This is a genomic window from Planococcus notacanthi, from assembly GCF_030407825.1.
Lineage (GTDB): Bacteria > Bacillota > Bacilli > Bacillales_A > Planococcaceae > Planococcus > Planococcus notacanthi.
Window position 1 is genome coordinate 670,753 of record NZ_JASDCQ010000001.1, and the last position, 21,377, is coordinate 692,129.

Here is a 21,377-nt window from a genome sequence, read left to right on the forward strand (position 1 = left end):
TGATATGCCTAAAACGAAAGAACAAAGAGTCCACGAAGTATTTGAAAAAATATCCGAGAACTATGACCAAATGAATTCGGTCATCAGCTTTCAACAACATAACAAATGGCGTGAAGATACCATGTACAAAATGCAGGTTCCTAAAGGTGCCGCTGCCATTGACGTATGTTGCGGAACGGCTGATTGGACTATTGCACTTGGTAAAGCAGTCGGTGAAACAGGACAAGTGGTAGGGCTGGATTTCAGCCAGAATATGCTGAATGTCGGACATGAGAAGATCAAGGATATGCCTCAGATCAAGTTGATCCAAGGAAATGCGATGTCTTTGCCATATCCTGATAATTCATTTGATTTTGCGACAATCGGCTTTGGTTTGCGGAATGTTCCGGATTACCGACAAGTCCTTTCCGAAATGCACCGTGTGCTGAAACCGGGTGGGATGATTGCATGCCTAGAAACATCGCAACCGCAAAACATCGTGTTCAAACCGTTTTTCAGAATTTATTTCCGGTTCATCATGCCGGTTTTCGGTAAGCTTTTTGCTAAAAGTTACAAAGAGTATTCATGGTTGCAGGAATCGGCAAAAACATTCCCAGGCATGAAACAATTGGCGAAGTTGTTTACAGAAGTCGGGTTTGAAAAAGTGAAATACAAGCCTTACACCGGAGGCGCCGCAGCCCTCCACCTAGGTATAAAAAAGTAAATTAGCGGGAGAAGGATTTTAGTGGAAAAGATGAAGTTGAAATTGCTCTATTCCGACCTTGGACCGGAACTGGAAATGATCGAAAAGGAATTGGAACAGGCAGTGGATTCCGAGTCTCTCCTATTAAATGATGCATCTCTTCATTTATTGCAGGCCGGAGGGAAAAGAATCCGACCTGTTTTTGTTTTGCTTGCAGGAAAATTTGGCGATTACAATATAGACGTCATGAAACGCGTAGCTGTGCCGCTCGAGCTGATTCACATGGCTTCTTTGGTCCATGATGACGTTATAGACGAATCGGAGATCCGAAGAGGGCGCCCGACCGTCAAGGCACAGTGGAACAACAGTGTTGCGATGTATACAGGTGATTTCATACTGGCACGTGCATTGGAACGAATTACGGAAATTGAATCGCCTCGCATCCATGAGATTCTTTCTAAAACGCTCATTGAAGTTTGCCGGGGTGAGATTATTCAGATCAAGGATAAGTACAAGCTTGATCAAAACTTGCGGGATTATTTTCGGCGTATCAAACGGAAGACGGCCCTACTCATTTCATCAAGCTGTGAATTAGGGGCATTGGTGTCAGGTACGGATGAAAAGACCGCAGCGCATTTGCGCCGCTTTGGTTACTTTATTGGCATGTCGTTCCAGATTATCGATGACATCCTTGATTTCACTTCAACGGATGAAGAGTTGGGGAAACCGGCTGGCAGTGACTTTATACAAGGCAATATCACTTTGCCGATTTTATGCGCACGAAAAGATACGGAAATCTATGCCATGCTGAAAGCTAACCTCAATAAGGAGCTCAGCAATGAAGATCGGCTGATGATTGTCGATACGATTCGCAGCAGCTCTGCCATTGAAGAAGCGAAGGCCATGAGTGACCGTTATTTGGAGAAAGCCTTGCGGGAACTTTCCTTTTTGCCTAAAGGGAAAGCGGTGAAGACCATGCGCAAAATCGCGTATTTCATCGGCAAGCGCAATTTTTAAGTTGCTGGTTGACAAATGAGCCGACAATGATAGTATTTTTTAAGGTGGGCAAAAAGCCCGAGCTTTTAATAGAGGAGTGTTTACATTGGAAAAAACATTTTTAATGGTTAAACCGGATGGCGTTCAACGCAACGTAATCGGAGAAATCGTCGCACGTTTCGAGAAAAAAGGATATCATTTGGCTGGTGCTAAATTGATGCAGATCCCTACTGAATTGGCTGAAGAGCATTACGGCGAACACAAAGAACGTCCATTCTTCGGAGAATTGGTTGAATTCATCACTTCAGGTCCTGTATTCGCAATGGTTTGGGAAGGCGAAAACGTGATTTTGACTGCACGTCAGATGATGGGCGCTACAAACCCTAAAGATGCGGCTCCAGGAACAATCCGCGGAGACTTCGCAGTCACTGTCGGCAAAAACATGATTCACGGTTCAGATTCTGCTGAAAGCGCAGAACGTGAAATCGGCTTGTTCTTCAAAGAAGAAGAATTGGTTTCATATGAAAAAACAATCAACAGCTGGGTTAACTAATCCAACGTGTTAAAAGCAGCCTAGCTGCTTTTTTTTATTTGATGATAGAGCCGTCCTGGTTTGGGGTTGGCTCTATTTTTTTAATTGGTTGAAATGAACAATTCATGAAGGTAAAAATTCTCAATTGATTGAAGTTTCACTTTATCTGAATTTCATATAGAATTGAAGAAATGCCTTATGGTATAGTGATACATAAATACTTTAGCACGTTGAAGGGAGAAAGCGTAAATGCGTTATTTAACAGCAGGAGAATCACACGGTCCGCAATTGACTGCCATCATAGAGGGGTTGCCGGCGCAATTGCCTTTGACGGCGGAGATGGTCAATAAAGAATTGAAAAGACGCCAAGGCGGACATGGCCGCGGAAGACGGATGCAGATCGAGAAGGATACGGTGGAGATCGTTTCCGGCGTTCGACACGGCAAGACATTGGGCTCTCCTGTCGCTTTAGTCGTCAAAAATGACGATTGGAAACATTGGACTTCCATCATGGGGATTGAACCAATTGAAGATACAGAAGAAGTAAAGCGCCAAATCACGCGCCCACGTCCCGGCCACGCTGATTTGAACGGTGGTATGAAGTATGGCCACCGGGATCTCCGGAACGTCCTGGAGCGGTCGTCAGCACGCGAAACGACTGTCCGTGTGGCAGTTGGTGCAGTAGCGAAGCAATTGCTTGCTGAACTGGGCATTAAAATCGTCTCGCACGTAACAGAAATTGGCGGAATCAAAGTGAATCCGGAAAGCTATCTTGGAAAGTCTGCAGATGAAATCCGTGACATCGTTGAAAATGATGCGGTGTATTGTGCGGATCCTTCCGTCACAAAACAGATGACGGATTTGATTGACCAAACCAAAAAGAACGGCGATTCCATCGGCGGGACAGTAGAAGTGATTGTAGAAGGCATGCCGGCCGGAATCGGCAGCTATGTGCATTACGACCGCAAGCTGGATGCAAAACTGGCGGCGGCCATCATGAGCATCAATGCTTTTAAAGGGGTGGAATTCGGCTTAGGCTTTGAAATGGCCAGAAAACCCGGCAGCGAAGTGCATGACGAAATCCTGTGGGATGAAGAAAATGGCTATACGCGTAAAACCAATAACCTGGGTGGATTCGAAGGCGGCATGACGACCGGGATGCCGATTATCGTCAGAGGCGTCATGAAACCGATCCCGACTTTATACAAACCATTGAATAGTGTCGATATCGAAACAAAAGAACCGTTCCAGGCAAGCATTGAACGCTCGGACAGCTGTGCCGTTCCGGCAGCTTCCATCGTTGCTGAACACGTTGTAGCGTGGGAAGTGGCGAACGCTTTACTGGATCAATTTGATGCAGACCAAATGCCGCGCCTGATCGATAACTTGAAAAATTACATGAATTACACGAAGGAGTTTTAAGCATGAAGCAATTGCGGGTCGAAGCTGACCATCCTTATACAGTCCATATCGGAGCAGGAGCATTCGGGTTGTTTGCCAATGAATACCGCCCTTTGCTGGATGCAGCAGACCGCATTGTGGTCATAGCGGATGAACAGGTGGCGGAACTGCATTTGCAGTATCTATTGGATTTTTTGAAAGAGTGGGATGTCCGTGTGTTGACGGTGCCGTCGGGTGAAGCCGCAAAATCCGTCGAAACCTTCATGGCTTGCCATAGTTTCCTCTTATCCGAAAATTGTTCGAGAAATTCATTGCTCATGGCATTTGGAGGAGGCGCAACAGGCGACGTGGCCGGGTTTGTCGCTTCGACGTTCATGCGGGGTATTCCATTCATCCAACTCCCCACCACCATTTTGGCCCATGACAGTGCGGTAGGCGGAAAAACAGCCATCAACCATGAACTCGGCAAAAACATGATCGGGACGTTCTACCAGCCGAAAGCTGTTTTATACGACAGCAAGCTGCTCGAAACCTTGCCTCCCGGTGAAGTGCGGTCCGGCATGGCTGAAGTGATCAAACATGCTTTTATTTCCAATGCCACATGGTTGGAGGAGCTTTTGGCTATCCGTGACTTCAAAGATATGGCTCAGGAAGAATTGAACCAACACCTGGAAAAAGGCATTGCTGTGAAAGCGGCTATTGTCGAAGAAGATGAATTTGAAGGCGGCGTCCGGAAATACCTCAACTTCGGCCATACGCTGGCACATGCTCTAGAAGGCCATTTGGGTTATGGCAATCTCACCCATGGAGAAGCTGTGGTTCTTGGCATGTCCTATGCCTTGTTATTGTCCGAGCACGAAAAATTGGATGACTACATCCGATGGGCACATGAAAACGGCTATCCGCTTCATATAGTAAAGGACATCCGATTTGATGCGTTATTGCCTTACATGAAAAAAGACAAAAAGTCTTCACAGGGAATATTGAATTTTGTTCTCCTTAAACAGACGGGAATGCCGTTTGTGGAAAAAGTGGAGGAGCAGCGGGCAAGATCCGCCTATGAAAAATTAATCCTACAGATAGAAGAGGTGATTTGATGATACGTGGAGTAAGAGGAGCAATCACAGTTTCGGCAGACCAGCCGGAGGAAGTCCTGCAAGAAACCAGACGCCTGGTGCTGGAAATGGCGCGGGAAAACAAAATCGAACCTGACCACGTTGCTTCTGTGATCATTTCGACTACGACAGATATTTCATCTGCTTTTCCTGCTAAAGCTGTACGCACCATTGAGGAGTGGAATTTTGTGCCGGTCATGTGCACACATGAAATGGATGTTCCAGGCAGCATGCCTTTATGCATCCGAGTCATGATGCATGTCAATACAGAGTTAAGCCAAAAGGAAATCCATCATGTTTATTTAAATGAAGCAACAAAATTGCGTCCGGATTTGACGGCTAAAAGCCAGGTGAGTTCCACGTGACAACACATATTTTGATCATCGGCCTGGGCTTGATTGGCGGATCGTTGGCTAAAGCGCTGCAGCGCAACAGCGATGTTCATGTGGCAGGATACGATGCCGACGCTTTAACGGCTAGAAAAGCTTTTAAAATGGGCATTATACATAGTTCTCCGCCATCTCTTGAACAGGCTGCTTCTGAAGCGGACGTTATTGTTTTTGCTACGCCGGTCGGTGCCACAATCAAGTTGATGGAACAAAGCAAATACTGGGATTTGAAAAAAGACGTTATTTTGACGGATACTGGCAGCACGAAAATCCAAATCATGGAATCAGCTAAAAATCTGGATCATGTCTTTATTGGCGGCCATCCAATGGCGGGTTCGCATAAAAGCGGTGTAGAAGCAGCCAAGGATGTCTTATTTGAAAATGCCTTCTACATCCTGACGCCCGGGGATAAAGCTGATGGCAAGAGCCTCCAGCTATTGAAAGGCCTATTGGTTGCCACAAAAGCAAAAATCGAAGTGCTGTCAGCAGAAGAACACGACCACATGACAGCCATTGTCAGCCACTTCCCCCATTTGATTGCTGCTTCTTTAGTGCATCAATTGGATCAAGAAGAGAAATTTCCTTTTGCACGGCAATTGGCTGCCGGTGGGTTCCGTGATACAACACGGATTGCTTCATCGAACCCGGAAATGTGGCGCGATATCACCACACAAAACAACACCATGATCGTCCAGCAATTGAACAATTGGATGGAACAGATGGATCAACTAAAGGATATGCTCGTGAAAAACGATCCTGAACCGATTCAACAATTCTTTTCGCATGCCAAAACGGTTCGTGATGAATTGCCGATAGCGGGGCATGGTGCCATGTTTTCTGTATTTGATTTGTATATTGATATCCCCGATGTTCCGGGAAGCATTTCAGAATTGACGGGTTACCTGGCTGAAGAACAGATCAGCATCGTCAATCTGCGGATTTTGGAAACACGCGAAGACGTATTCGGTATTCTCGTCATCAGTTTCCAGACAGCGGAAGACCGTGCCCGTGCACAAAAATGCATTTCGGCACGGACAGTTTACGATTCGTATATTTCCTGAAAGGACGGATACGCCCATGGCATTATCGTTAGCATATAAAAAACCTTCCCTGACAGGCAGCATTCAAGTGCCCGGGGACAAATCCATCTCCCACCGCGCCATCATGTTCGGTTCTATGGCTTCGGGTACCACCACAGTGAAAGGCTTCCTGATGGGAGATGATTGTTTAAGCACCATTTCCTGCTTTCAAAAGCTGGGAGTGAAAATTGACATTTCGGATGAAGTCGTGACAATCCAGAGTGAAGGAGAAGATTCGTGGAAAGAGCCTTCTGAAGTGCTAGATACCGGGAACTCTGGAACTACGACGCGCTTGATGCTTGGACTGTTGGCGGGAACTTCATTTCATTCTGTGCTCGCCGGTGATGAGTCGATCGCCAAACGCCCGATGAAACGCATTATTAATCCACTGCGTGAAATGGGTGCAGACATTCGCGGTCGTATGGATGGCCAGTATACGCCTCTAGCGGTACAAGGAACGGCTCTTAAAGCGATTGACTACACGTTGCCAGTTGCCAGTGCGCAAGTGAAATCCGCTATCTTGCTGGCTGCATTGAAGGCAGAAGGAAAAACGGTCATTCACGAGCCGATCGCTTCACGTGATCACACTGAAATTATGCTGGAACATTTCGGAGCGACGATTACACGTGAAAACCAGCTGATCAAGTTGGAGGGCGGCCAAAAGTTGACGGCTGCCCATGTTCAAGTGCCTGGCGACATTTCGTCCGCTGCGTTCATGATCGGGGCTGCCTTGGTTACAGAAAACAGCAAAGTGACGTTGAAGAATGTGGGAATCAATCCGACACGCACCGGCATTCTGGATGTAATCGAAAAAATGGGCGCCTCTTTCGAGCTGGTGGAAAACGATACGGAGGGAGAACGTTCTGCGGACGTAACCGTCTATTCCAGCAAGTTAAAAGGTACAGAAATCGGTGGAGAGCTGATTCCTCGATTGATTGACGAGATTCCGTTGATTGCTCTGATTGCGACGCAGGCAGAAGGAACGACGGTCATTAAAGATGCAGAAGAACTCCGGGTTAAAGAAACCGACCGCATCGCTGCAGTCGTCAAGGAATTGTCAAAAATGGGAGCGAATATCGAAGCGACAGAAGATGGCATGATCATTCAAGGGCCGACTGCTCTAACTGGAGCAGAAATGACTTCCTACGGAGACCACCGCCTTGGCATGATGGCTGCAATCGGTGCTTTGGCTGCATCTGGAGAAGTCGTAATCGATGATCCGGAATGCATATCGATTTCTTACCCTAATTTCTTTGAACATTTGAATTTACTGACAAAATGACTCTCCTGTTGGAGAGTTTTTTTATTATGATAAAGCAGGTATTTCGTGTAGGATGAGAGTAAGAACGTGAAGGAAAAGGTGATAGGATGTCTAATATTGAAGAGATACAGAATGCCGTTAAGCAAGGAGATCCCAATCTCCTGAACACATTGCTGGATAAATATTTGCTGCAGGGAGATCCAGATGAGCAATATGGTTTGTCGGAATGGCTGGCAGAAATCGGTTTTGTGGAAGAAGCGATCAAAGTGTTGGAACATCTGCAGTACATTTTCCCGGAAGAAGCCCAGCTCATCATTGATCGTGCGAACCTTTTGATCGACGCTGACCGTGAAGACGATGCGTTGAATGCATTGATGGAAGTGCCGAAAGACGACGAGCTTTATGCTCAGGCGCTGGTGACACTGGCGGATTTGTTCCAGTTGCAGGGCTTGCTGGAAGCCGCTGAAAACCGTTTAAACGAAGCGATAGAGCTTATGCCGGACGAACCGCTCCTGCAACAGGCGAAAGCCGAGTTGCTGCTGGATTCGGGGCGATACCTGGAATCGGCAAAAATCTATCAGGAATTGGAAGGGCGCAATATTGAGATTGAAGGCGTCAACTTTTCCGAAAGGCTTGCTGAAGTATACAGTGCAGGAGCTGCTTATGAAGAAGCTTTGCCTCATTATGAAAAAGCCTTGGAAGACCAAACAACTCCGGATGTCCTGTTCGGGGCAGCATTTGCTGCCTTCCAGACACGCCAGTATGAAATGGCTGTCCGGCGTTTGGATGAATTGATCGATATCGATCCGGATTATTTTTCCGCTTACTTGCTGAAGGCGCAAAGCCTGAATATGTCAGAAGACTATGATGCTGCATACAAAGCAATAATTGAAGGCATAAGCCGTGATGAATTCGATAAGGAACTATACTTGTTCGCCGGCAAACTGGCGATGAAACTCGGCAAACCCGAAGAAGGAGTCAACCATCTGCGCCAGGCAATCGCATTGGATCCCGAATACATGGAAGCCATCTACACCTTGGTGTCTTACTTCCATGGCGAAGAGATGGATGAAGATGTTCTGGAACTTGCAGAAATGGTGATTGAAAGCGGCGATGACTGGGCTGGCCTTTACCCGATGATCGCGGAAGCTTACGAGCGCTCTGAAAATTACAAGCAGGCGACAGTTTATTACGAGAAAGCTTACCCGTCATTTAAAGACGATGCGGCTTTCCTTAAAAACTACGCTTTATTTCTCATAGAAGAAGGAAAAAGAGGGGCGGCCCTCGAAATGATTAAAGAGCTGCAGGCCCTGGAACCGGAAAATCCGGAATGGTTCGACTGGCAGCAATCGTTTGAATGAAAGGAGGAAATTTCATGACCGCTTCAGTATCGATAGGTGAAAAAAAGCAATTCGTCCGTTGGTTTCTGCAATCGTACAAAATGAAAAGACGCGAATGCATTTGGATTCTTAATTATATGTTGAGCAACGAAGAACTGCTTGAAAAAACCCATTTTGTTGAAGAAGCGCATTATTGTCCACGTGCAATGGTCATGTCCTCAACAGAATCAAAAGAAATCCCGTTCCGCTTCTACAAAGGGAACCTAATGACAGCAGATGCAGAAAAATCGTTCCACGATCTGCGTCTGAATCCAGATGATGATTTATACGTCCAGTTGAATTTCCCGAACATTCCTCCACCGTCCTTGTATTTATCGGTTTTGGAAGAAAATCCGTATATCCCTAAAAATGTCTCTGTCAGCGAGCAGGACCAATTAATCGCTGAAAAGATTCTGGAAGAGAGTATGCAGATTTTCCAGGAGGAAACGATTCATAAGCAAATTGATGAAGCACTGGATGCCAACGACCGCGAAAAGTTCTTTGAACTATCGGCTATGCTCCAGGCATTTAAAACCTTAAAAAAAGATGGAGTGTGAAATAGCTTTATGCATTTTTTCGGAAAAGAGATCGATCAATATTTGAACCAGCAGGATTATGTCGATACGGCTGTAATTCCGCTTCTTCCGTTGGACATGAGCGCTGCCGGAATGAAGTCGAGTGCCGGTGCTTCTGAATACCTGCAATCTTTGACTGCTTTATTGGAGAAACAATTCAAAGGGCGGATACTTTTGCTTCCGCCTATTTCTTATGCCAAAATAGCAAATCGCCAGCGGATAGCAGAAGAATTGACGGAAGAATTAAAGCAGACAAAGTTCAAACATGTGTTTTATTTGACCACTGATGCCGAATGGCGGACCATTGACAGTTTAAAAAATGTATTATGGCTGCCGGCGATTCCAATCGAAGATATGGACCAATCTTTTAAGAAATCCGTAATGGAAGACCAGTTGAGACAAGTATTGCCGCTATTTATGAAAGAATGGTCACATCATTCATGAAATGTTCACAATCTGCAGGAATAGGCTCTTTGCGATATTGACCTAAAGATTTGATTGATATATTATTAGGTTGTCCTAGTAATTATATTTGAATGAGTATGTCCATTGGACTGACCTTGAATGTTAGAGGGGGGAAAAGGATGAGTAACAATCGTGTATCACGACGTCAATTTTTAGGCTACACATTAACTGGTGTAGGTGGCTTTATGGCAGCAGGGATGTTGATGCCAATGGTTCGTTTTGCGGTAGACCCGATACTTCAGCAACATGAAGGCGGAGATTTCGTTTTAACTGATCAAGCTGTAGCTGATATTACGGAAGAGCCAGTACGTGTCGACTTTGCATTTGAACAAGTTGATGCATGGTATACATCTGAAGTAACGAATTCAGCTTGGGTGTATAAAGAAGGCGATAAGTTAATCGCGCTTTCACCTGTCTGCAAACATTTAGGTTGTACAGTGAACTGGGCGGGCGACACAGAAAACCCGACACAATTCTTCTGTCCATGCCACGCAGGCCGTTATGAGAAAAACGGACAGAACATCGCAGGAACACCGCCGCTTGGGCCACTGGATGAGTACGAAGTACGAGACCAGGATGGCTTTGTTGCAATCGGTGCAGTAAGAGACAACACATTAGTTTAATAGTTAGGGGGTACGACACCAGTGCTAAACAAGTTATATGATTGGGTTGATGAGCGATTAGACATTACGCCTATCTGGCGTGATATTGCTGACCATGAAGTACCTGAGCACGTAAACCCCGCACACCACTTCTCAGCATTTGTTTATTGTTTTGGGGGACTTACATTTTTCATTACAGTGATTCAGATCTTATCCGGTATGTTCTTAACGATGTATTATGTACCAGATATTGAAAATGCTTGGCAGTCGGTTTATTATCTTCAAAACGAAGTTGCTTTTGGAGAAATTGTGCGTGGTATGCACCACTGGGGAGCTTCACTTGTAGTTGTTATGATCTTCCTTCATACACTGCGGGTATTCTTTACAGGTTCTTATAAGAAACCTCGTGAATTGAACTGGGTCGTAGGGGTTATGCTATTCGGCGTTATCCTTGGATTGAGTTTCACAGGTTACTTGCTTCCATGGGATATGAAAGCTCTATTTGCAACAAAAGTTGGGATTGAAATTGCAGCATCTGTACCGGTTATCGGTGAATCAATCAAGATTCTATTGGCTGGGGATTCAACAATCCTTGGTGCACAGACTTTGACACGATTCTTCGCTATCCACGTCTTCTTCTTGCCTGCGGCTTTGCTTGGGTTGCTAGCTGCTCACTTTATCATGATCAGAAGACAGGGTATTTCAGGACCGCTATAATTTAGTCTGCAACAAGGATTTATTAAGGAGGGAACACTTATGCATCGCGGAAAAGGGATGAAATTTGTAGGGGATTCGCGTGTTCCGAGTATGGAATTCCGTAAGCCGAATGTTCCTAAAGATTACTCCGAATACCCTGGTAAAACAGAAGCTTTCTGGCCGAACTTCCTTTTGAAAGAATGGATGATCGGTGCAGTCTTCTTGATCGGTTATCTGCTTTTGACCGTCGCACATCCGTCGCCTCTTGAAGGCCAGGCAGATCCGACTGATACAGCTTATATTCCTTTGCCAGACTGGTATTTCTTGTTCTTATATCAATTACTGAAATACGAATTCGCTTCCGGCCCATACAACGTGGTTGGTGCCATCATCGTTCCAGGACTTGCTTTTGGAGCTTTGGCATTAGCACCATTCTTGGATCGCGGACCGGAAAGACGTCCTTCGAAACGTCCTTTGCCAACTGGCTTCATGCTTCTTGCCGTAGCTTCTATCATCTTCCTTACTTGGGAGTCGGTAGCAAACCACGACTGGGAAGCTGCAGCAGCGCAAGGTGAAATTACGGAGGAAGTAGAAATTGATACAGCGGACCCGGGATATGAAATTTATTCTGGAGCTGCATGTATCAGTTGCCATGGCGACAATTTAGAAGGCGCAGTCGGACCGACACTTATCGGAACTGGCTTGTCTCCTGAAGAAATCGCTGACATTGCTGTCAACGGTATTGAAAAAGACGGGGCTCAAGTAATGCCTCCTTCATGGGACGGAACAGATGAAGATCTGCAAGTCCTATCGGAATTCATTTCAGGCCTTGAAGCTGAATAATAAAAATAAAAAAAGAGCCGGGAAACCGGCTCTTTTTTTCTACCTTGAAAGGAAGAAAAACGATGCTTTCCTTCGCGATTAAGATTTCCACGTGGCTGATGTACCGGCCTTTTCTAATTCTTCTGTTCCTCATCAATTTGGGCGGTACGATATATGGATACATATGGTACGGTTGGCAATTGAAGATTACAGAGCCGATCTTTTTGATTTTCGTTCCAGACAGTCCGACAGCCAGTCTCTTTTTTACGATTGTGTTGGGACTCTGGATTATTGGAAAACGGAGCCGTTTGTTTGAGGCTTTGGCTTTTGTGACCTTAATTAAATATGGTCTGTGGGCAGTCGTCATGAACTTGCTGACGCTGTGGGAAACAGGGTCCATCGGTTGGATGGGCTGGATGCTTATCGCATCCCATTTTGCAATGGCGCTTCAGGCAGTGCTGTATATTGAGCATTTCCGCTTTGGCTGGCTGGCAGTGGCCTTGACCGCCGTTTGGACTTTGCATAACGACGTCATCGATTATGTCTTTGGACAGATGCCGATCTACAGCACTTTAAGTGAATACAGCAGCCAAATCGGCTACTTTACTTTCTGGTTATCGATTGCTTGTGTCAGTTTTGCCTTATATGTTGCTCATCTGAATCGATCTCAATCCATATCAGTTGACCATTATTGACTAACACAAGTAAAATAAAGGTATCAAGCAGAAAGAAAGAGGTGCGATTTACACATGGGTATGAGCTATATCTTCTATTTTATCCTTTTGCTGATCATTCCAATTTGGGCACAATTTAAATTAAAAAGAACGTATGGAAAATATTCGAAAGTCCGGTCGACATCCGGCCATACAGGTGCACAGGTAGCACGTACCATCCTCGATGCCAATGGACTCCAGAACATCAAAGTCGTTGAAAGCCGTGGGATGTTGAGTGACCATTACAATCCATTAACGAAAACAGTGGCACTCAGCAGCCATAACTACCATGAAGCTTCTGTTGCGGGAACCGCAGTAGCCGCTCACGAAGTAGGGCATGCGATTCAAGACGCAGAGGATTATTCCTTCTTGCGCCTTCGCCATCGCATGGTGCCGATCGTTAATATTTCATCGAATATGTCATGGGTTTTCATTATGATCGGTTTCTTCTCCGCTTGGAGTGGCGCATTGTTGATCGGTATCATCCTGCTTGCTGCCGGTGTGGTATTCCAATTGGTGACTTTGCCGGTTGAGTTTAATGCATCGAGCCGGGCGATGGACCAATTGCTGTCGAATAACATCATCCGCAACGAAGAAGAACGCCATGCGAAAAAAGTACTGAGCGCAGCCGCGATGACTTATGTCGCAGCTACTGCAGTCGCAGTTCTTGAATTGGCTCGACTGATTTTGATCTATACAAGCATGAATCGTTCGTAAAAAAAAACGGCCCTGTAAAAGGGCCGTTCAGCTTGTAGACAAAAGAATATTTATGTCGTTCAAAGGGTGAATATGCAATTTATTGTCTTTCTATTGGATCCTGCACTCCAGGCGGACGCTTTCCTGCGGGCTTGCGCCGAACTAACTCGGACTGACGCCCGAGTGGATTTCGGCACTTCGCTATCCCGCTGGAAGCGAGTCGGGCTGTGCCTGACTCGTTTGCGACGAAGCTAGCGAAGCGATGCAGGAGCATATCTTTGCCCTTCGCCGCCTTGCGCTACGGATCTTTGTATGAAGGAGTTACCAAGTTTATTGGGACGATGGTTTCCGGATCCTGACTAGCAGGCAATTTCCTTTGGTTGAAGCTACACGCCCCCGATCGGGCCGGCCACGGAGACTCCTGTGGGAGCAGCGCAGCGATGAAAGCTGAAGACCCCGCAGGAACGCAGTGACGAGGAGACTGAAGCTGAGCCCACGGAACGCGAAGTGGCCGGACCGGTTGGGGTATGCACTGCTATTCATTTTGGAAAGACTTTGTCTATAGTCTAAACGGCCCTGTAAAAGGGCCGTTTTTTCTATGCTTCTTAACCGATCGGCTGTTTTTCCTCATCAAGCGTAAACCCTTCGCCCATGACATCGTGGACTTCCATTAAGGAAACAAAGGCGTGGGGGTCGACGGAGTTGATGATATTCTTTAAACGGACAATTTCATTCCTCGCGACGACGCAATACAATACTTCGCGTTCTTCTTTTGTGAAATGGCCATAGCCACGCAGAATGGTAATTCCGCGGTCCATCTCAACAGCAATGCGGCTGGCGATTTCTTCCTGAGAATTTGAAATGATCAAAGCGCCTCTGCCGGCGTACGCACCTTCCTGCACGAAATCAATGACACGTGCCCCGACAAAAACTGCGACCAGCGTATACATCATAGAGCGATGATCCAGGAACGTCAGCCAGGAAAGCATAATGACGCAGGCATCGAACAGGAACATCGTTTTTCCCATGCTCCAGCCGATGTATTTCTGCGCCAAACGCGCCAAAATGTCGACGCCTCCTGTAGTGCCGCCAAAACGGAAAATGATTCCGAGCCCCACTCCGACGAAGACCCCAGCGAACAAAGCCGCAAGGAATAAATCATCCTGCAAGTTGATCTGGATTTCGTAGATCAGAAAAATCTTCAGAAACACCGAAACAGCTACTGTGCCGATAATCGTGTAAAGAAAAACTTTTCTTCCGAGAAGCTTCCAGCCAATAAAAAACAAAGGAATGTTCAATAGCAAGTTCATCAATGCCGGGTCCCAATGGAAAATAAAGTACAAAATCAATGTAATACCGGCAAATCCGCCCTCGCCCAATTCATTTTGAATATTGAAGTGGACAAATCCGAAGCTGTAGATGGCAGCTCCGAGCAGGATGAAAAAGATATTTTTCATTTTCAATTCTTTCAATTTACTCAAACCCCTTTCGTGAATATCAACTTCTGTATTATCGTTTAATTAATGTATTTTGACAACATCATCAGTTTTCTTTACGATTGACTGAGGAGTGTGATGATATGAGCGGAGATAAAACGATGAAACAGCTTCAGCTGGACGTGGACCGATACATAGGACAGTACAAAGAAGGCTATTTTCAGCCGATGGAAATGATGGCTCGCATGACCGAAGAACTGGGCGAACTGTCCAGAGAAGTGATGCACCAATATGGTCCGAAGAAAAAGAAAAGCTCGGAAGCTGAAAACAGTATTGAGGAAGAGATGGGCGATGTCCTGTTCGTCTTGATTTGTATGGCGAATTCAATGGATATCGATTTGGCGCATGCCCATGACCGGGTGATGGAGAAGTTTGCGAGCAGAGACAAAGACCGCTGGACAAGAAAGGATGGAGACAAATGACGATTCGCGTGTCAATTGCAGGAGCAAGAGGGAAGATGGGCAAAGAGGCTGTACATACAGTCATGAACAATCCGGATATGGAATTGGTTTCTGTTCTGGATTACAAAGAAGTTGGAAATACATTGGCAGATACGAACTTGTTTCCTTCTTCCTATACCGTACCGGTCTTTACGGATTTGCAGAAACTGCACTCGAAAACCAAACCGGATGTATTGGTTGACTTAACGACGCCTGAGTTTGTTTACGAGCATACGAAACAGGCTTTGGAATTGAAAATTCGTCCGGTGGTCGGAACAACCGGCTTTTCGGATGAACAGCTTGAAGAGTTGACCGCTCTTTCAAAAGACTCGAAAATCGGCTGCATCATTGCACCGAACTTTGCAGTAGGGGCAGTTCTTATGATGAAGTTCGCTGAACAGGCGGCCAAATATTTGCCCGATATCGAAATCATCGAAATGCATCATGACCAAAAATTGGATGCCCCTTCCGGAACCGCAATGAAGACGGCCCATTTGATTTCACAGGAACGCCCAATCCATGAGCAGGGGCATGCCCGTGAGAAAGAAACGCTTCCAGGGGCACGCGGAGCCAATTACGACGGCATGCGCATCCACAGTGTGCGTTTGCCGGGTCTTGTTGCGCATCAGCAGGTGCTGCTTGGAGGAGACGGCCAATTATTGACGCTTCGCCACGACTCGTTTAACCGCGGTTCATTTATGTCAGGCGTGGTTTTGTCCATCAACACTGTTATGGAAAAAGAAGAGTTGATCTATGGTTTGGAACACATAATCGTTTAAAGGGGAAGATGATATGAAAATTGCCTTGATTGCCCATGACCGAAAGAAAGACGATCTGATCCAATTCGTTACAGCATATCAGCCGATATTGGCTCAGCACACGCTTTATGCGACGGGGACGACCGGCCAACGGGTCATTGATGGAACAGGATTGCCGGTCATCCGTTTTCAATCCGGCCCCCTTGGCGGCGACCAGCAGATTGGTGCCATGATAGCCAAAAATGAAATGGATATGGTCATTTTCTTCCGGGATCCATTGACTGCACAGCCTCATGAACCTGATGTAACGGCATTGATTCGTCTGTGTGATGTCTACGGAATCCCATTGGCCACCAATATGGGAACTGCTGAAGTGCTTTTGAAAGGGTTGCAGGAAGGCTTTATTGACTGGCGGCTGCTCGGAGAAAGAAGAGGATAGGAGAGAACATTGTGCGAAAAATGAAAATCGGCATCACCTGCTATCCAACGGTTGGAGGATCAGGTGTAATTGCCACGGAATTAGGAAAAATGCTGGCAGAAAAAGGGCACGAGGTGCATTTTATCACGTCCAGTACGCCTTTTCGCTTGAATAAAACATATGCAAATATCTACAGCCACCAAGTGGAAGTCAATACGTATTCCGTTTTCCAGTACGCACCTTATGACATTGCGTTGGCGACGAAAATCGCGGAAGTCATCAAAAATGAAAAACTGGATCTGATGCATGTCCATTATGCAATTCCACATGCCGTCTGTGCCATTCTTGGGCGGGACATGGCAGGCTCCAATATCGGCATTGTGACGACTCTGCACGGTACGGACATTACAGTATTGGGGTCAGATTCTTCCTTGAAAGAAGCGATTCGCTACGGCATCGAGAAGTCCGATATCGTCACAGCCGTTTCAGATTCGTTAAGAGACCAGACTTACGACCTCATCAAACCGGATAAAAAGATAGAAACTGTCTATAATTTTGTTGATGAAAGGGAGTATTTTCCGCAGGACTCTAAAGAACTGAAAGCTGAATTAGGAATAGAACCCGATCAGAAAGTGATGATCCATGTTTCGAATTTCCGGAACGTCAAGCGTGTCCAGGATGTTGTAGAGACATTTTCACAGGCACGTCAGCAGCTGGATTGTAAATTATTGCTGGTCGGGGATGGACCTGAAATGGGACGGATCATTCAGCAAGTGCGGGACCTTGGATTGGAAGACCATGTGTTGTTCCTTGGAAAACGGGACAGTCTGGCAGAATTCTATAACATCAGCGATATCAAAATTCTTTTATCTGAAAAAGAAGCGTTCGGCTTGGTGTTGCTGGAAGCGATGGCATGCGGGGTGCCGGTGATCGGATCCAATATCGGGGGTATGCCCGAAATTATCGAACCGGGCGTGAATGGCTATCTGGTCGAACTGGGTGACACTCAACGAGCTGCTGAATATGCAGTGGAGATGATGAGCGATGAAGGCAAGCTGGAAGAATTGCGTGAAGGTGCTTTGAAAACGGTATCTGACCGGTTCCATTCCTCTAAAATCCTCGAACATTATGAAGGCTTATATGAACAATTGCTGGCAAAGGATGACGCACAATGAAGACGGCGATTAAAGTGATCGGCGTCTTGCAGGAAGCAGGTTTCGAAGCTTATATGGTCGGTGGAGCAGTGCGCGATTTTCTGCTTGGCCAGACGCCTCATGATATTGATGTGGCTTCTTCCGCATCACCGCAGCAAGTGAAAACGCTGTTCAAGCGAACGGTCGATACCGGAATTGAGCATGGCACAGTATTGGTGCTGATTGACGGTGAAGGCATAGAAGTGACGACATTTCGGACGGAAGGCAACTATTCCGATAACCGCCGGCCTGATTCGGTGGAGTTTGTCCAATCGTTGGAAGAGGATTTAAAGCGCCGCGATTTTACCATCAATGCGATGGCGATGACGGAAAACTTGAAAATCATCGATCCGTTTGGCGGGACAGAAGACCTCCGAAATCATATTATTCGGGCGGTGGGAGAACCAGATCAGCGCTTTCAAGAAGACGCACTGCGCATGCTGCGAGCGGTGCGTTTTTCGGGGCAGCTGGATTTTTCAATCGAGCAACGCACACTTGAGTCAATCCGCCGCCATGCATCGTTGATCCAGGCCATCGCGGTCGAACGTTTAAAGTCGGAAATCGATAAGATATTCGCCAATCCTCGTACGGCCCGCAGCATGGATTATCTGGGGAAAACAGATTTAACGGCTTATCTTCCCGCCGGCAAGCTTTTCGAAATGGATTGGAGCCGTTACCAATCCAGCGGCAAAGCGGTATTTGGCTGGTTTTATTTATTGCATAAAAACAATCGGCCATTTTCAGAAATAAAGGATTACCGTTTTTCAAATGAAGACAAGCGGCTCATAGAGAAAAGCCTGGAGTTGGCCAAGCTGGAATTTTGGGATCAATGGACGTTCTACTATTATGCTGTTGACCAATTGGAGATGGCAGCTAAAGCAAGCGGGAAATTGCTTGACCCGGCAGCCGCCAAAGCCGAATTGCCCATTCAATCAAAATCCGATCTTGCAGCAAGCGGACGGGAGTTTATGGAATGGAGCGGAGAGCGTTCCGGCCCATGGCTGAAAGTGTGGATAGAAAAGTTGGAAAAACTGATTGTCTATGGTGAATTGAAGAATGACAAAGAACTCATAAAGGACTGGTTTGTGAATGAATATCACCGTCACGCATAAGTTAGCGAAGCGATTAATCGAATCGAACGGTGAAGCCGTGTCGGGCCAACAATTGGCAGAAGAATTCGGAATTTCCCGGACAGCAATCTGGAAGCACATCAAGGAGCTTGAAGAAAAAGGCTATGCCATTGAGTCAGTCAAGAAAAAAGGCTACCGCATCGTTTCCATTCCGGATACATTAGAGCCCTTGGCCATTCAAACAGGATTGAAGACGAAACACATCGGACAGAACATCGAATATGTGGAAAGCTGCTCTTCGACTCAAATCATCGCCCATAAACTGGCACAGGAAGGGGCGCCAGGCGGCACTGTCGTGCTGACAGAGACGCAGACAGCCGGACGTGGGAGAATGGCCCGGAAATGGGATTCAGCGGCAGGAAAAGGTGTCTGGATGAGCGTTATCCTGCGGCCGGATGTCGTGCCGCAAAAAGCGCCTCAGTTTACGCTGGTCACTGCCGTCGCAGTGGTAAGAGCGATTGAAGAAGTCACCAAATTGCAGCCGAAGATCAAATGGCCGAATGACATTCTCCTGAACGGCAAAAAGTGTACCGGCATTTTGACAGAGCTGCAGTCAGATGCAGATGGCATTCAGGCATTGATCATCGGCATCGGCTTGAACATCAATCAAGAGAAAACGGATTTCGATCCGGAAATCCAAGCTATTGCGACTTCGCTGAAGATGGAGAGCGGGGACACGGTAAGCCGCCAAAAACTGGTCCAGTCCCTGCTGTATTACTTGGAAATTTATACACAGATGTACATTGAAGAAGGCTTCGGCCTGCTTAAAGTCATGTGGGAAAGCTACTCGACGACCATCGGACACCCGATCCGGGCGCGTATGACGAACCAGACACTTGAAGGCATCGCTGAAGGCATCACCGAAGACGGAGTTCTGCAATTGCGGACAGCGGACGGCAAACTCCACGGCATCTATTCAGCTGATATCGAAATGACCAACTAGAGGGTGCAGGATTCATTCCTAGCATATTGCCTCCAACTTGCATAACCCTTAAGCATGGAATATGTTTTTTTCTGGATTTCTGGTATAGTGTTTTTAACGGGCAGTATCGCTTGCGAACTGTACCGAGCAACCGCAACACACCCAAAAATTCATAGTAATCTAGTTCTGCCTTGATCACTTATACGACAGGGACGGAGGAAACCAAACGTACATTTACTGTCCTTCTGTCTTTTTTTCGGCGGAAGGGCTTTTTATATGGTTTTCTTCCCGAGAGGAGAGAAAAAATTGTTGATTTTACAGACGGTGGACGAACTTAAAAAATGGGTTCGGGAAACCAAAAAAGCAGGCGAGACCATTGGTTTAGTGCCGACGATGGGTTTTTTGCATGAAGGGCATTTATCTTTAGTGAAAAAGGCCAAATCAGAAAACGACAGGGTGGTCATGAGCATTTTCGTCAACCCTGCGCAATTTGGGCCGAATGAAGATTTCGACCGCTACCCGAGAGACCTGGATCGCGACCGGCAGCTGGCTGAAGGAGCAGGGACGGATGCAATTTTTGTACCGGGTGTAGAAGAGATGTATCCACGGGAAAGCCAAATCAAAATTACAGCCGGTGCACAGGCGGATGTCCTGTGCGGCGCTAAAAGACCCGGACATTTTGATGGCGTACTGAAAGTAGTCACCAAGCTGTTTCATTTAACTGAGGCGGATATGGCGTATTTCGGCCAAAAAGATGCCCAGCAGTTGGCGATCATCGAGTCGTTGGTTGCAGATTTCAATTTTCCGATGGCGATCCGCCGTGGGGAGACTGTCCGCGAAGAAGATGGATTGGCAAAAAGCTCACGCAATGTTTATTTGAGTGCTGCTGAACGCGATGAAGCGCCTCATTTGAAAAAAGCATTGGAGATGGGCAAAACCCTATTTTTGCAGGGGCAGGATCCAATTGCGCCAATGACTGGCTATCTCACCGAAAACACGTCCGGAAAAATCGATTACATCGAATTGCTCGATTATCCGACTTTGACCGCGGATATTCAAAACGATGCTATATTGGCTTTGGCTGTGCAATTCGAAAAAGCACGATTAATCGATAATATCATTTTTAACCCAAAGGAGAACTGACTCATGCTTAGAATGATGCTGAATTCAAAAATCCACCGTGCAACGGTGACAGAAGCTGACTTGAATTATGTAGGAAGCATTACCATCGATCAGGATTTGCTGGATGCTGTGGGGATGCTGCCAAATGAAAAAGTGCATATCGTCAATAATAATAATGGCGCCCGTTTTGAAACGTACATCATTGCCGGAGAACGCGGCAGTGGCGTGATTTGTGTGAATGGAGCGGCAGCGCGCCTGGTGCAGCGTGGGGACATCGTCATTATCCTTTCTTATGCCTATGTCATGAACGAAAATGCCCGTGACCACAAACCAACTGTTGCCATTATGGATGCCGACAATCAAATCAAGGAAATCATCCATTACGAACCTGAAGCAACCGTCTTGTAAATTGTGCAGCCTCCGATATGATTCGGGGCTGTTTTTCTTTTGCCTGAAGTAAAGCAAGAAGATTGAATTTTCATCTTGAAAGCGGAA

25 protein-coding genes are annotated in these 21,377 nt (G+C 46.4%); 24 read left to right on the forward strand and 1 reads right to left on the reverse strand.

Going from position 1 to position 21,377, the window contains the following annotated elements; translation table 11 throughout:
- Window positions 1-4 precede the first annotated feature (4 nt).
- The 16 genes from QMA01_RS03145 to QMA01_RS03220 all read left to right on the forward strand — a co-directional run bounded on the left by QMA01_RS03145 (window position 5) and on the right by QMA01_RS03220 (window position 13,424).
- Window positions 5-703 (forward strand): demethylmenaquinone methyltransferase, encoded by a 699-nt coding sequence (locus tag QMA01_RS03145; RefSeq protein ID WP_290214256.1) that lies wholly within the window; start codon window positions 5-7, stop codon window positions 701-703.
- Window positions 704-724: 21 nt separating this feature from the next.
- Window positions 725-1,699, forward strand: coding sequence for a heptaprenyl diphosphate synthase component II (hepT, locus tag QMA01_RS03150; RefSeq protein ID WP_191714235.1), 975 nt, complete (start codon window positions 725-727; stop codon window positions 1,697-1,699).
- Between the two features lie 85 nt (window positions 1,700-1,784).
- The gene (gene ndk, locus QMA01_RS03155; RefSeq protein ID WP_191714236.1) at window positions 1,785-2,231 is read left to right on the forward strand and encodes a nucleoside-diphosphate kinase; all 447 of its coding nucleotides are present in this window, start codon (window positions 1,785-1,787) and stop codon (window positions 2,229-2,231) included.
- Window positions 2,232-2,459: 228 nt separating this feature from the next.
- Complete coding sequence (gene aroC / locus QMA01_RS03160; RefSeq protein ID WP_191714237.1) at window positions 2,460-3,632, forward strand: chorismate synthase; 1,173 nt, start codon at window positions 2,460-2,462, stop codon at window positions 3,630-3,632.
- Window positions 3,633-3,634: 2 nt separating this feature from the next.
- Window positions 3,635-4,708, forward strand: coding sequence for a 3-dehydroquinate synthase (gene aroB / locus QMA01_RS03165; protein WP_290214257.1), 1,074 nt, complete (start codon window positions 3,635-3,637; stop codon window positions 4,706-4,708).
- Complete coding sequence (gene aroH / locus QMA01_RS03170; protein ID WP_290214258.1) at window positions 4,708-5,091, forward strand: chorismate mutase; 384 nt, start codon at window positions 4,708-4,710, stop codon at window positions 5,089-5,091. Before aroB ends, aroH begins: the two co-directional genes overlap by 1 nt.
- On the forward strand, window positions 5,088-6,176 hold the full coding sequence (locus QMA01_RS03175) for a prephenate dehydrogenase (RefSeq protein ID WP_191714240.1): 1,089 nt from the start codon (window positions 5,088-5,090) through the stop codon (window positions 6,174-6,176). Before aroH ends, QMA01_RS03175 begins: the two co-directional genes overlap by 4 nt.
- Before the next feature lie 16 nt (window positions 6,177-6,192).
- The gene (gene aroA / locus QMA01_RS03180) at window positions 6,193-7,476 is read left to right on the forward strand and encodes a 3-phosphoshikimate 1-carboxyvinyltransferase (RefSeq protein WP_290214259.1); all 1,284 of its coding nucleotides are present in this window, start codon (window positions 6,193-6,195) and stop codon (window positions 7,474-7,476) included.
- Window positions 7,477-7,562: 86 nt separating this feature from the next.
- Window positions 7,563-8,816, forward strand: coding sequence for a tetratricopeptide repeat protein (locus QMA01_RS03185; protein ID WP_203339493.1), 1,254 nt, complete (start codon window positions 7,563-7,565; stop codon window positions 8,814-8,816).
- Window positions 8,817-8,830: 14 nt separating this feature from the next.
- Entirely contained in the window at window positions 8,831-9,391 is a 561-nt protein-coding gene (locus QMA01_RS03190) for a ReoY family proteolytic degradation factor (protein WP_191714243.1), read from the forward strand.
- A gap of 9 nt (window positions 9,392-9,400) precedes the next feature.
- Complete coding sequence (locus QMA01_RS03195; protein WP_191714244.1) at window positions 9,401-9,853, forward strand: YpiF family protein; 453 nt, start codon at window positions 9,401-9,403, stop codon at window positions 9,851-9,853.
- 140 nt (window positions 9,854-9,993) lie between these two features.
- A complete protein-coding gene (locus QMA01_RS03200; protein ID WP_191714245.1) occupies window positions 9,994-10,497 on the forward strand; it encodes a QcrA and Rieske domain-containing protein in 504 nt (167 codons plus the stop codon).
- A gap of 21 nt (window positions 10,498-10,518) precedes the next feature.
- Window positions 10,519-11,193 carry a menaquinol-cytochrome c reductase cytochrome b subunit gene (qcrB, locus tag QMA01_RS03205; protein ID WP_191714246.1) on the forward strand — a complete coding sequence of 225 codons (675 nt, stop codon included), beginning with the start codon at window positions 10,519-10,521 and terminating at the stop codon, window positions 11,191-11,193.
- 39 nt (window positions 11,194-11,232) lie between these two features.
- Window positions 11,233-12,015 (forward strand): menaquinol-cytochrome c reductase cytochrome b/c subunit, encoded by a 783-nt coding sequence (locus QMA01_RS03210; protein WP_191714247.1) that lies wholly within the window; start codon window positions 11,233-11,235, stop codon window positions 12,013-12,015.
- 62 nt (window positions 12,016-12,077) lie between these two features.
- Window positions 12,078-12,689, forward strand: a complete 612-nt coding sequence (gene lhaT / locus QMA01_RS03215; RefSeq protein WP_290214260.1) for a lipoprotein heptaprenylglyceryl N-acetyltransferase LhaT — start codon at window positions 12,078-12,080, stop codon at window positions 12,687-12,689.
- A gap of 54 nt (window positions 12,690-12,743) precedes the next feature.
- Window positions 12,744-13,424 (forward strand): zinc metallopeptidase, encoded by a 681-nt coding sequence (locus tag QMA01_RS03220; protein WP_290186059.1) that lies wholly within the window; start codon window positions 12,744-12,746, stop codon window positions 13,422-13,424.
- A 584-nt stretch (window positions 13,425-14,008) separates the two neighbouring features.
- On the opposite strand, the gene QMA01_RS03225 is transcribed toward QMA01_RS03220, so the two are convergent.
- The gene (locus QMA01_RS03225) at window positions 14,009-14,860 is read right to left on the reverse strand and encodes a YitT family protein (RefSeq protein WP_290186145.1); all 852 of its coding nucleotides are present in this window, start codon (window positions 14,858-14,860) and stop codon (window positions 14,009-14,011) included.
- A gap of 122 nt (window positions 14,861-14,982) precedes the next feature.
- On the opposite strand from QMA01_RS03225, the gene QMA01_RS03230 reads away from it, so the two are divergent.
- From QMA01_RS03230 to panD, 8 genes are all read left to right on the forward strand, one after another.
- On the forward strand, window positions 14,983-15,321 hold the full coding sequence (locus QMA01_RS03230) for a nucleotide pyrophosphohydrolase (protein ID WP_191714250.1): 339 nt from the start codon (window positions 14,983-14,985) through the stop codon (window positions 15,319-15,321).
- Window positions 15,318-16,118 carry a 4-hydroxy-tetrahydrodipicolinate reductase gene (dapB, locus tag QMA01_RS03235; protein WP_290214261.1) on the forward strand — a complete coding sequence of 267 codons (801 nt, stop codon included), beginning with the start codon at window positions 15,318-15,320 and terminating at the stop codon, window positions 16,116-16,118. The genes QMA01_RS03230 and dapB overlap by 4 nt, the downstream gene beginning before the upstream one ends.
- A 13-nt stretch (window positions 16,119-16,131) precedes the next feature.
- Window positions 16,132-16,536, forward strand: coding sequence for a methylglyoxal synthase (gene mgsA, locus QMA01_RS03240; protein WP_290214262.1), 405 nt, complete (start codon window positions 16,132-16,134; stop codon window positions 16,534-16,536).
- Window positions 16,537-16,547: 11 nt separating this feature from the next.
- Entirely contained in the window at window positions 16,548-17,690 is a 1,143-nt protein-coding gene (gene bshA, locus QMA01_RS03245; RefSeq protein ID WP_290214263.1) for an N-acetyl-alpha-D-glucosaminyl L-malate synthase BshA, read from the forward strand.
- Window positions 17,687-18,820 carry a CCA tRNA nucleotidyltransferase gene (locus QMA01_RS03250; protein ID WP_290214264.1) on the forward strand — a complete coding sequence of 378 codons (1,134 nt, stop codon included), beginning with the start codon at window positions 17,687-17,689 and terminating at the stop codon, window positions 18,818-18,820. Before bshA ends, QMA01_RS03250 begins: the two co-directional genes overlap by 4 nt.
- Window positions 18,798-19,781, forward strand: coding sequence for a biotin--[acetyl-CoA-carboxylase] ligase (locus tag QMA01_RS03255; RefSeq protein ID WP_191714255.1), 984 nt, complete (start codon window positions 18,798-18,800; stop codon window positions 19,779-19,781). Before QMA01_RS03250 ends, QMA01_RS03255 begins: the two co-directional genes overlap by 23 nt.
- A 285-nt stretch (window positions 19,782-20,066) precedes the next feature.
- On the forward strand, window positions 20,067-20,903 hold the full coding sequence (panC, locus tag QMA01_RS03260) for a pantoate--beta-alanine ligase (RefSeq protein WP_290214265.1): 837 nt from the start codon (window positions 20,067-20,069) through the stop codon (window positions 20,901-20,903).
- Window positions 20,904-20,906: 3 nt separating this feature from the next.
- The gene (gene panD / locus QMA01_RS03265) at window positions 20,907-21,290 is read left to right on the forward strand and encodes an aspartate 1-decarboxylase (RefSeq protein WP_290214266.1); all 384 of its coding nucleotides are present in this window, start codon (window positions 20,907-20,909) and stop codon (window positions 21,288-21,290) included.
- Window positions 21,291-21,377 lie beyond the last annotated feature (87 nt).

Bases quoted from the DNA above. Each gene is read 5' to 3' on its own strand.
- QMA01_RS03230 (WP_191714250.1), top strand. From the start codon at position 14,983: ATGAGCGGAGATAAAACGATGAAACAGCTTCAGCTGGACGTGGACCGA.
- QMA01_RS03195 (WP_191714244.1), top strand. From the start codon at position 9,401: ATGCATTTTTTCGGAAAAGAGATCGATCAATATTTGAACCAGCAGGAT.
- aroH (WP_290214258.1), top strand. From the start codon at position 4,708: ATGATACGTGGAGTAAGAGGAGCAATCACAGTTTCGGCAGACCAGCCG.
- QMA01_RS03255 (WP_191714255.1), top strand. From the start codon at position 18,798: ATGAATATCACCGTCACGCATAAGTTAGCGAAGCGATTAATCGAATCG.
- aroC (WP_191714237.1), top strand. From the start codon at position 2,460: ATGCGTTATTTAACAGCAGGAGAATCACACGGTCCGCAATTGACTGCC.
- QMA01_RS03210 (WP_191714247.1), top strand. From the start codon at position 11,233: ATGCATCGCGGAAAAGGGATGAAATTTGTAGGGGATTCGCGTGTTCCG.
- QMA01_RS03145 (WP_290214256.1), top strand. From the start codon at position 5: ATGCCTAAAACGAAAGAACAAAGAGTCCACGAAGTATTTGAAAAAATA.
- QMA01_RS03225 (WP_290186145.1), bottom strand. From the start codon at position 14,860: ATGAAAAATATCTTTTTCATCCTGCTCGGAGCTGCCATCTACAGCTTC.
- QMA01_RS03250 (WP_290214264.1), top strand. From the start codon at position 17,687: ATGAAGACGGCGATTAAAGTGATCGGCGTCTTGCAGGAAGCAGGTTTC.
- lhaT (WP_290214260.1), top strand. From the start codon at position 12,078: ATGCTTTCCTTCGCGATTAAGATTTCCACGTGGCTGATGTACCGGCCT.
- panD (WP_290214266.1), top strand. From the start codon at position 20,907: ATGCTTAGAATGATGCTGAATTCAAAAATCCACCGTGCAACGGTGACA.
- QMA01_RS03200 (WP_191714245.1), top strand. From the start codon at position 9,994: ATGAGTAACAATCGTGTATCACGACGTCAATTTTTAGGCTACACATTA.
- QMA01_RS03185 (WP_203339493.1), top strand. From the start codon at position 7,563: ATGTCTAATATTGAAGAGATACAGAATGCCGTTAAGCAAGGAGATCCC.
- QMA01_RS03220 (WP_290186059.1), top strand. From the start codon at position 12,744: ATGGGTATGAGCTATATCTTCTATTTTATCCTTTTGCTGATCATTCCA.
- mgsA (WP_290214262.1), top strand. From the start codon at position 16,132: ATGAAAATTGCCTTGATTGCCCATGACCGAAAGAAAGACGATCTGATC.
- aroB (WP_290214257.1), top strand. From the start codon at position 3,635: ATGAAGCAATTGCGGGTCGAAGCTGACCATCCTTATACAGTCCATATC.
- QMA01_RS03190 (WP_191714243.1), top strand. From the start codon at position 8,831: ATGACCGCTTCAGTATCGATAGGTGAAAAAAAGCAATTCGTCCGTTGG.
- aroA (WP_290214259.1), top strand. From the start codon at position 6,193: ATGGCATTATCGTTAGCATATAAAAAACCTTCCCTGACAGGCAGCATT.
- dapB (WP_290214261.1), top strand. From the start codon at position 15,318: ATGACGATTCGCGTGTCAATTGCAGGAGCAAGAGGGAAGATGGGCAAA.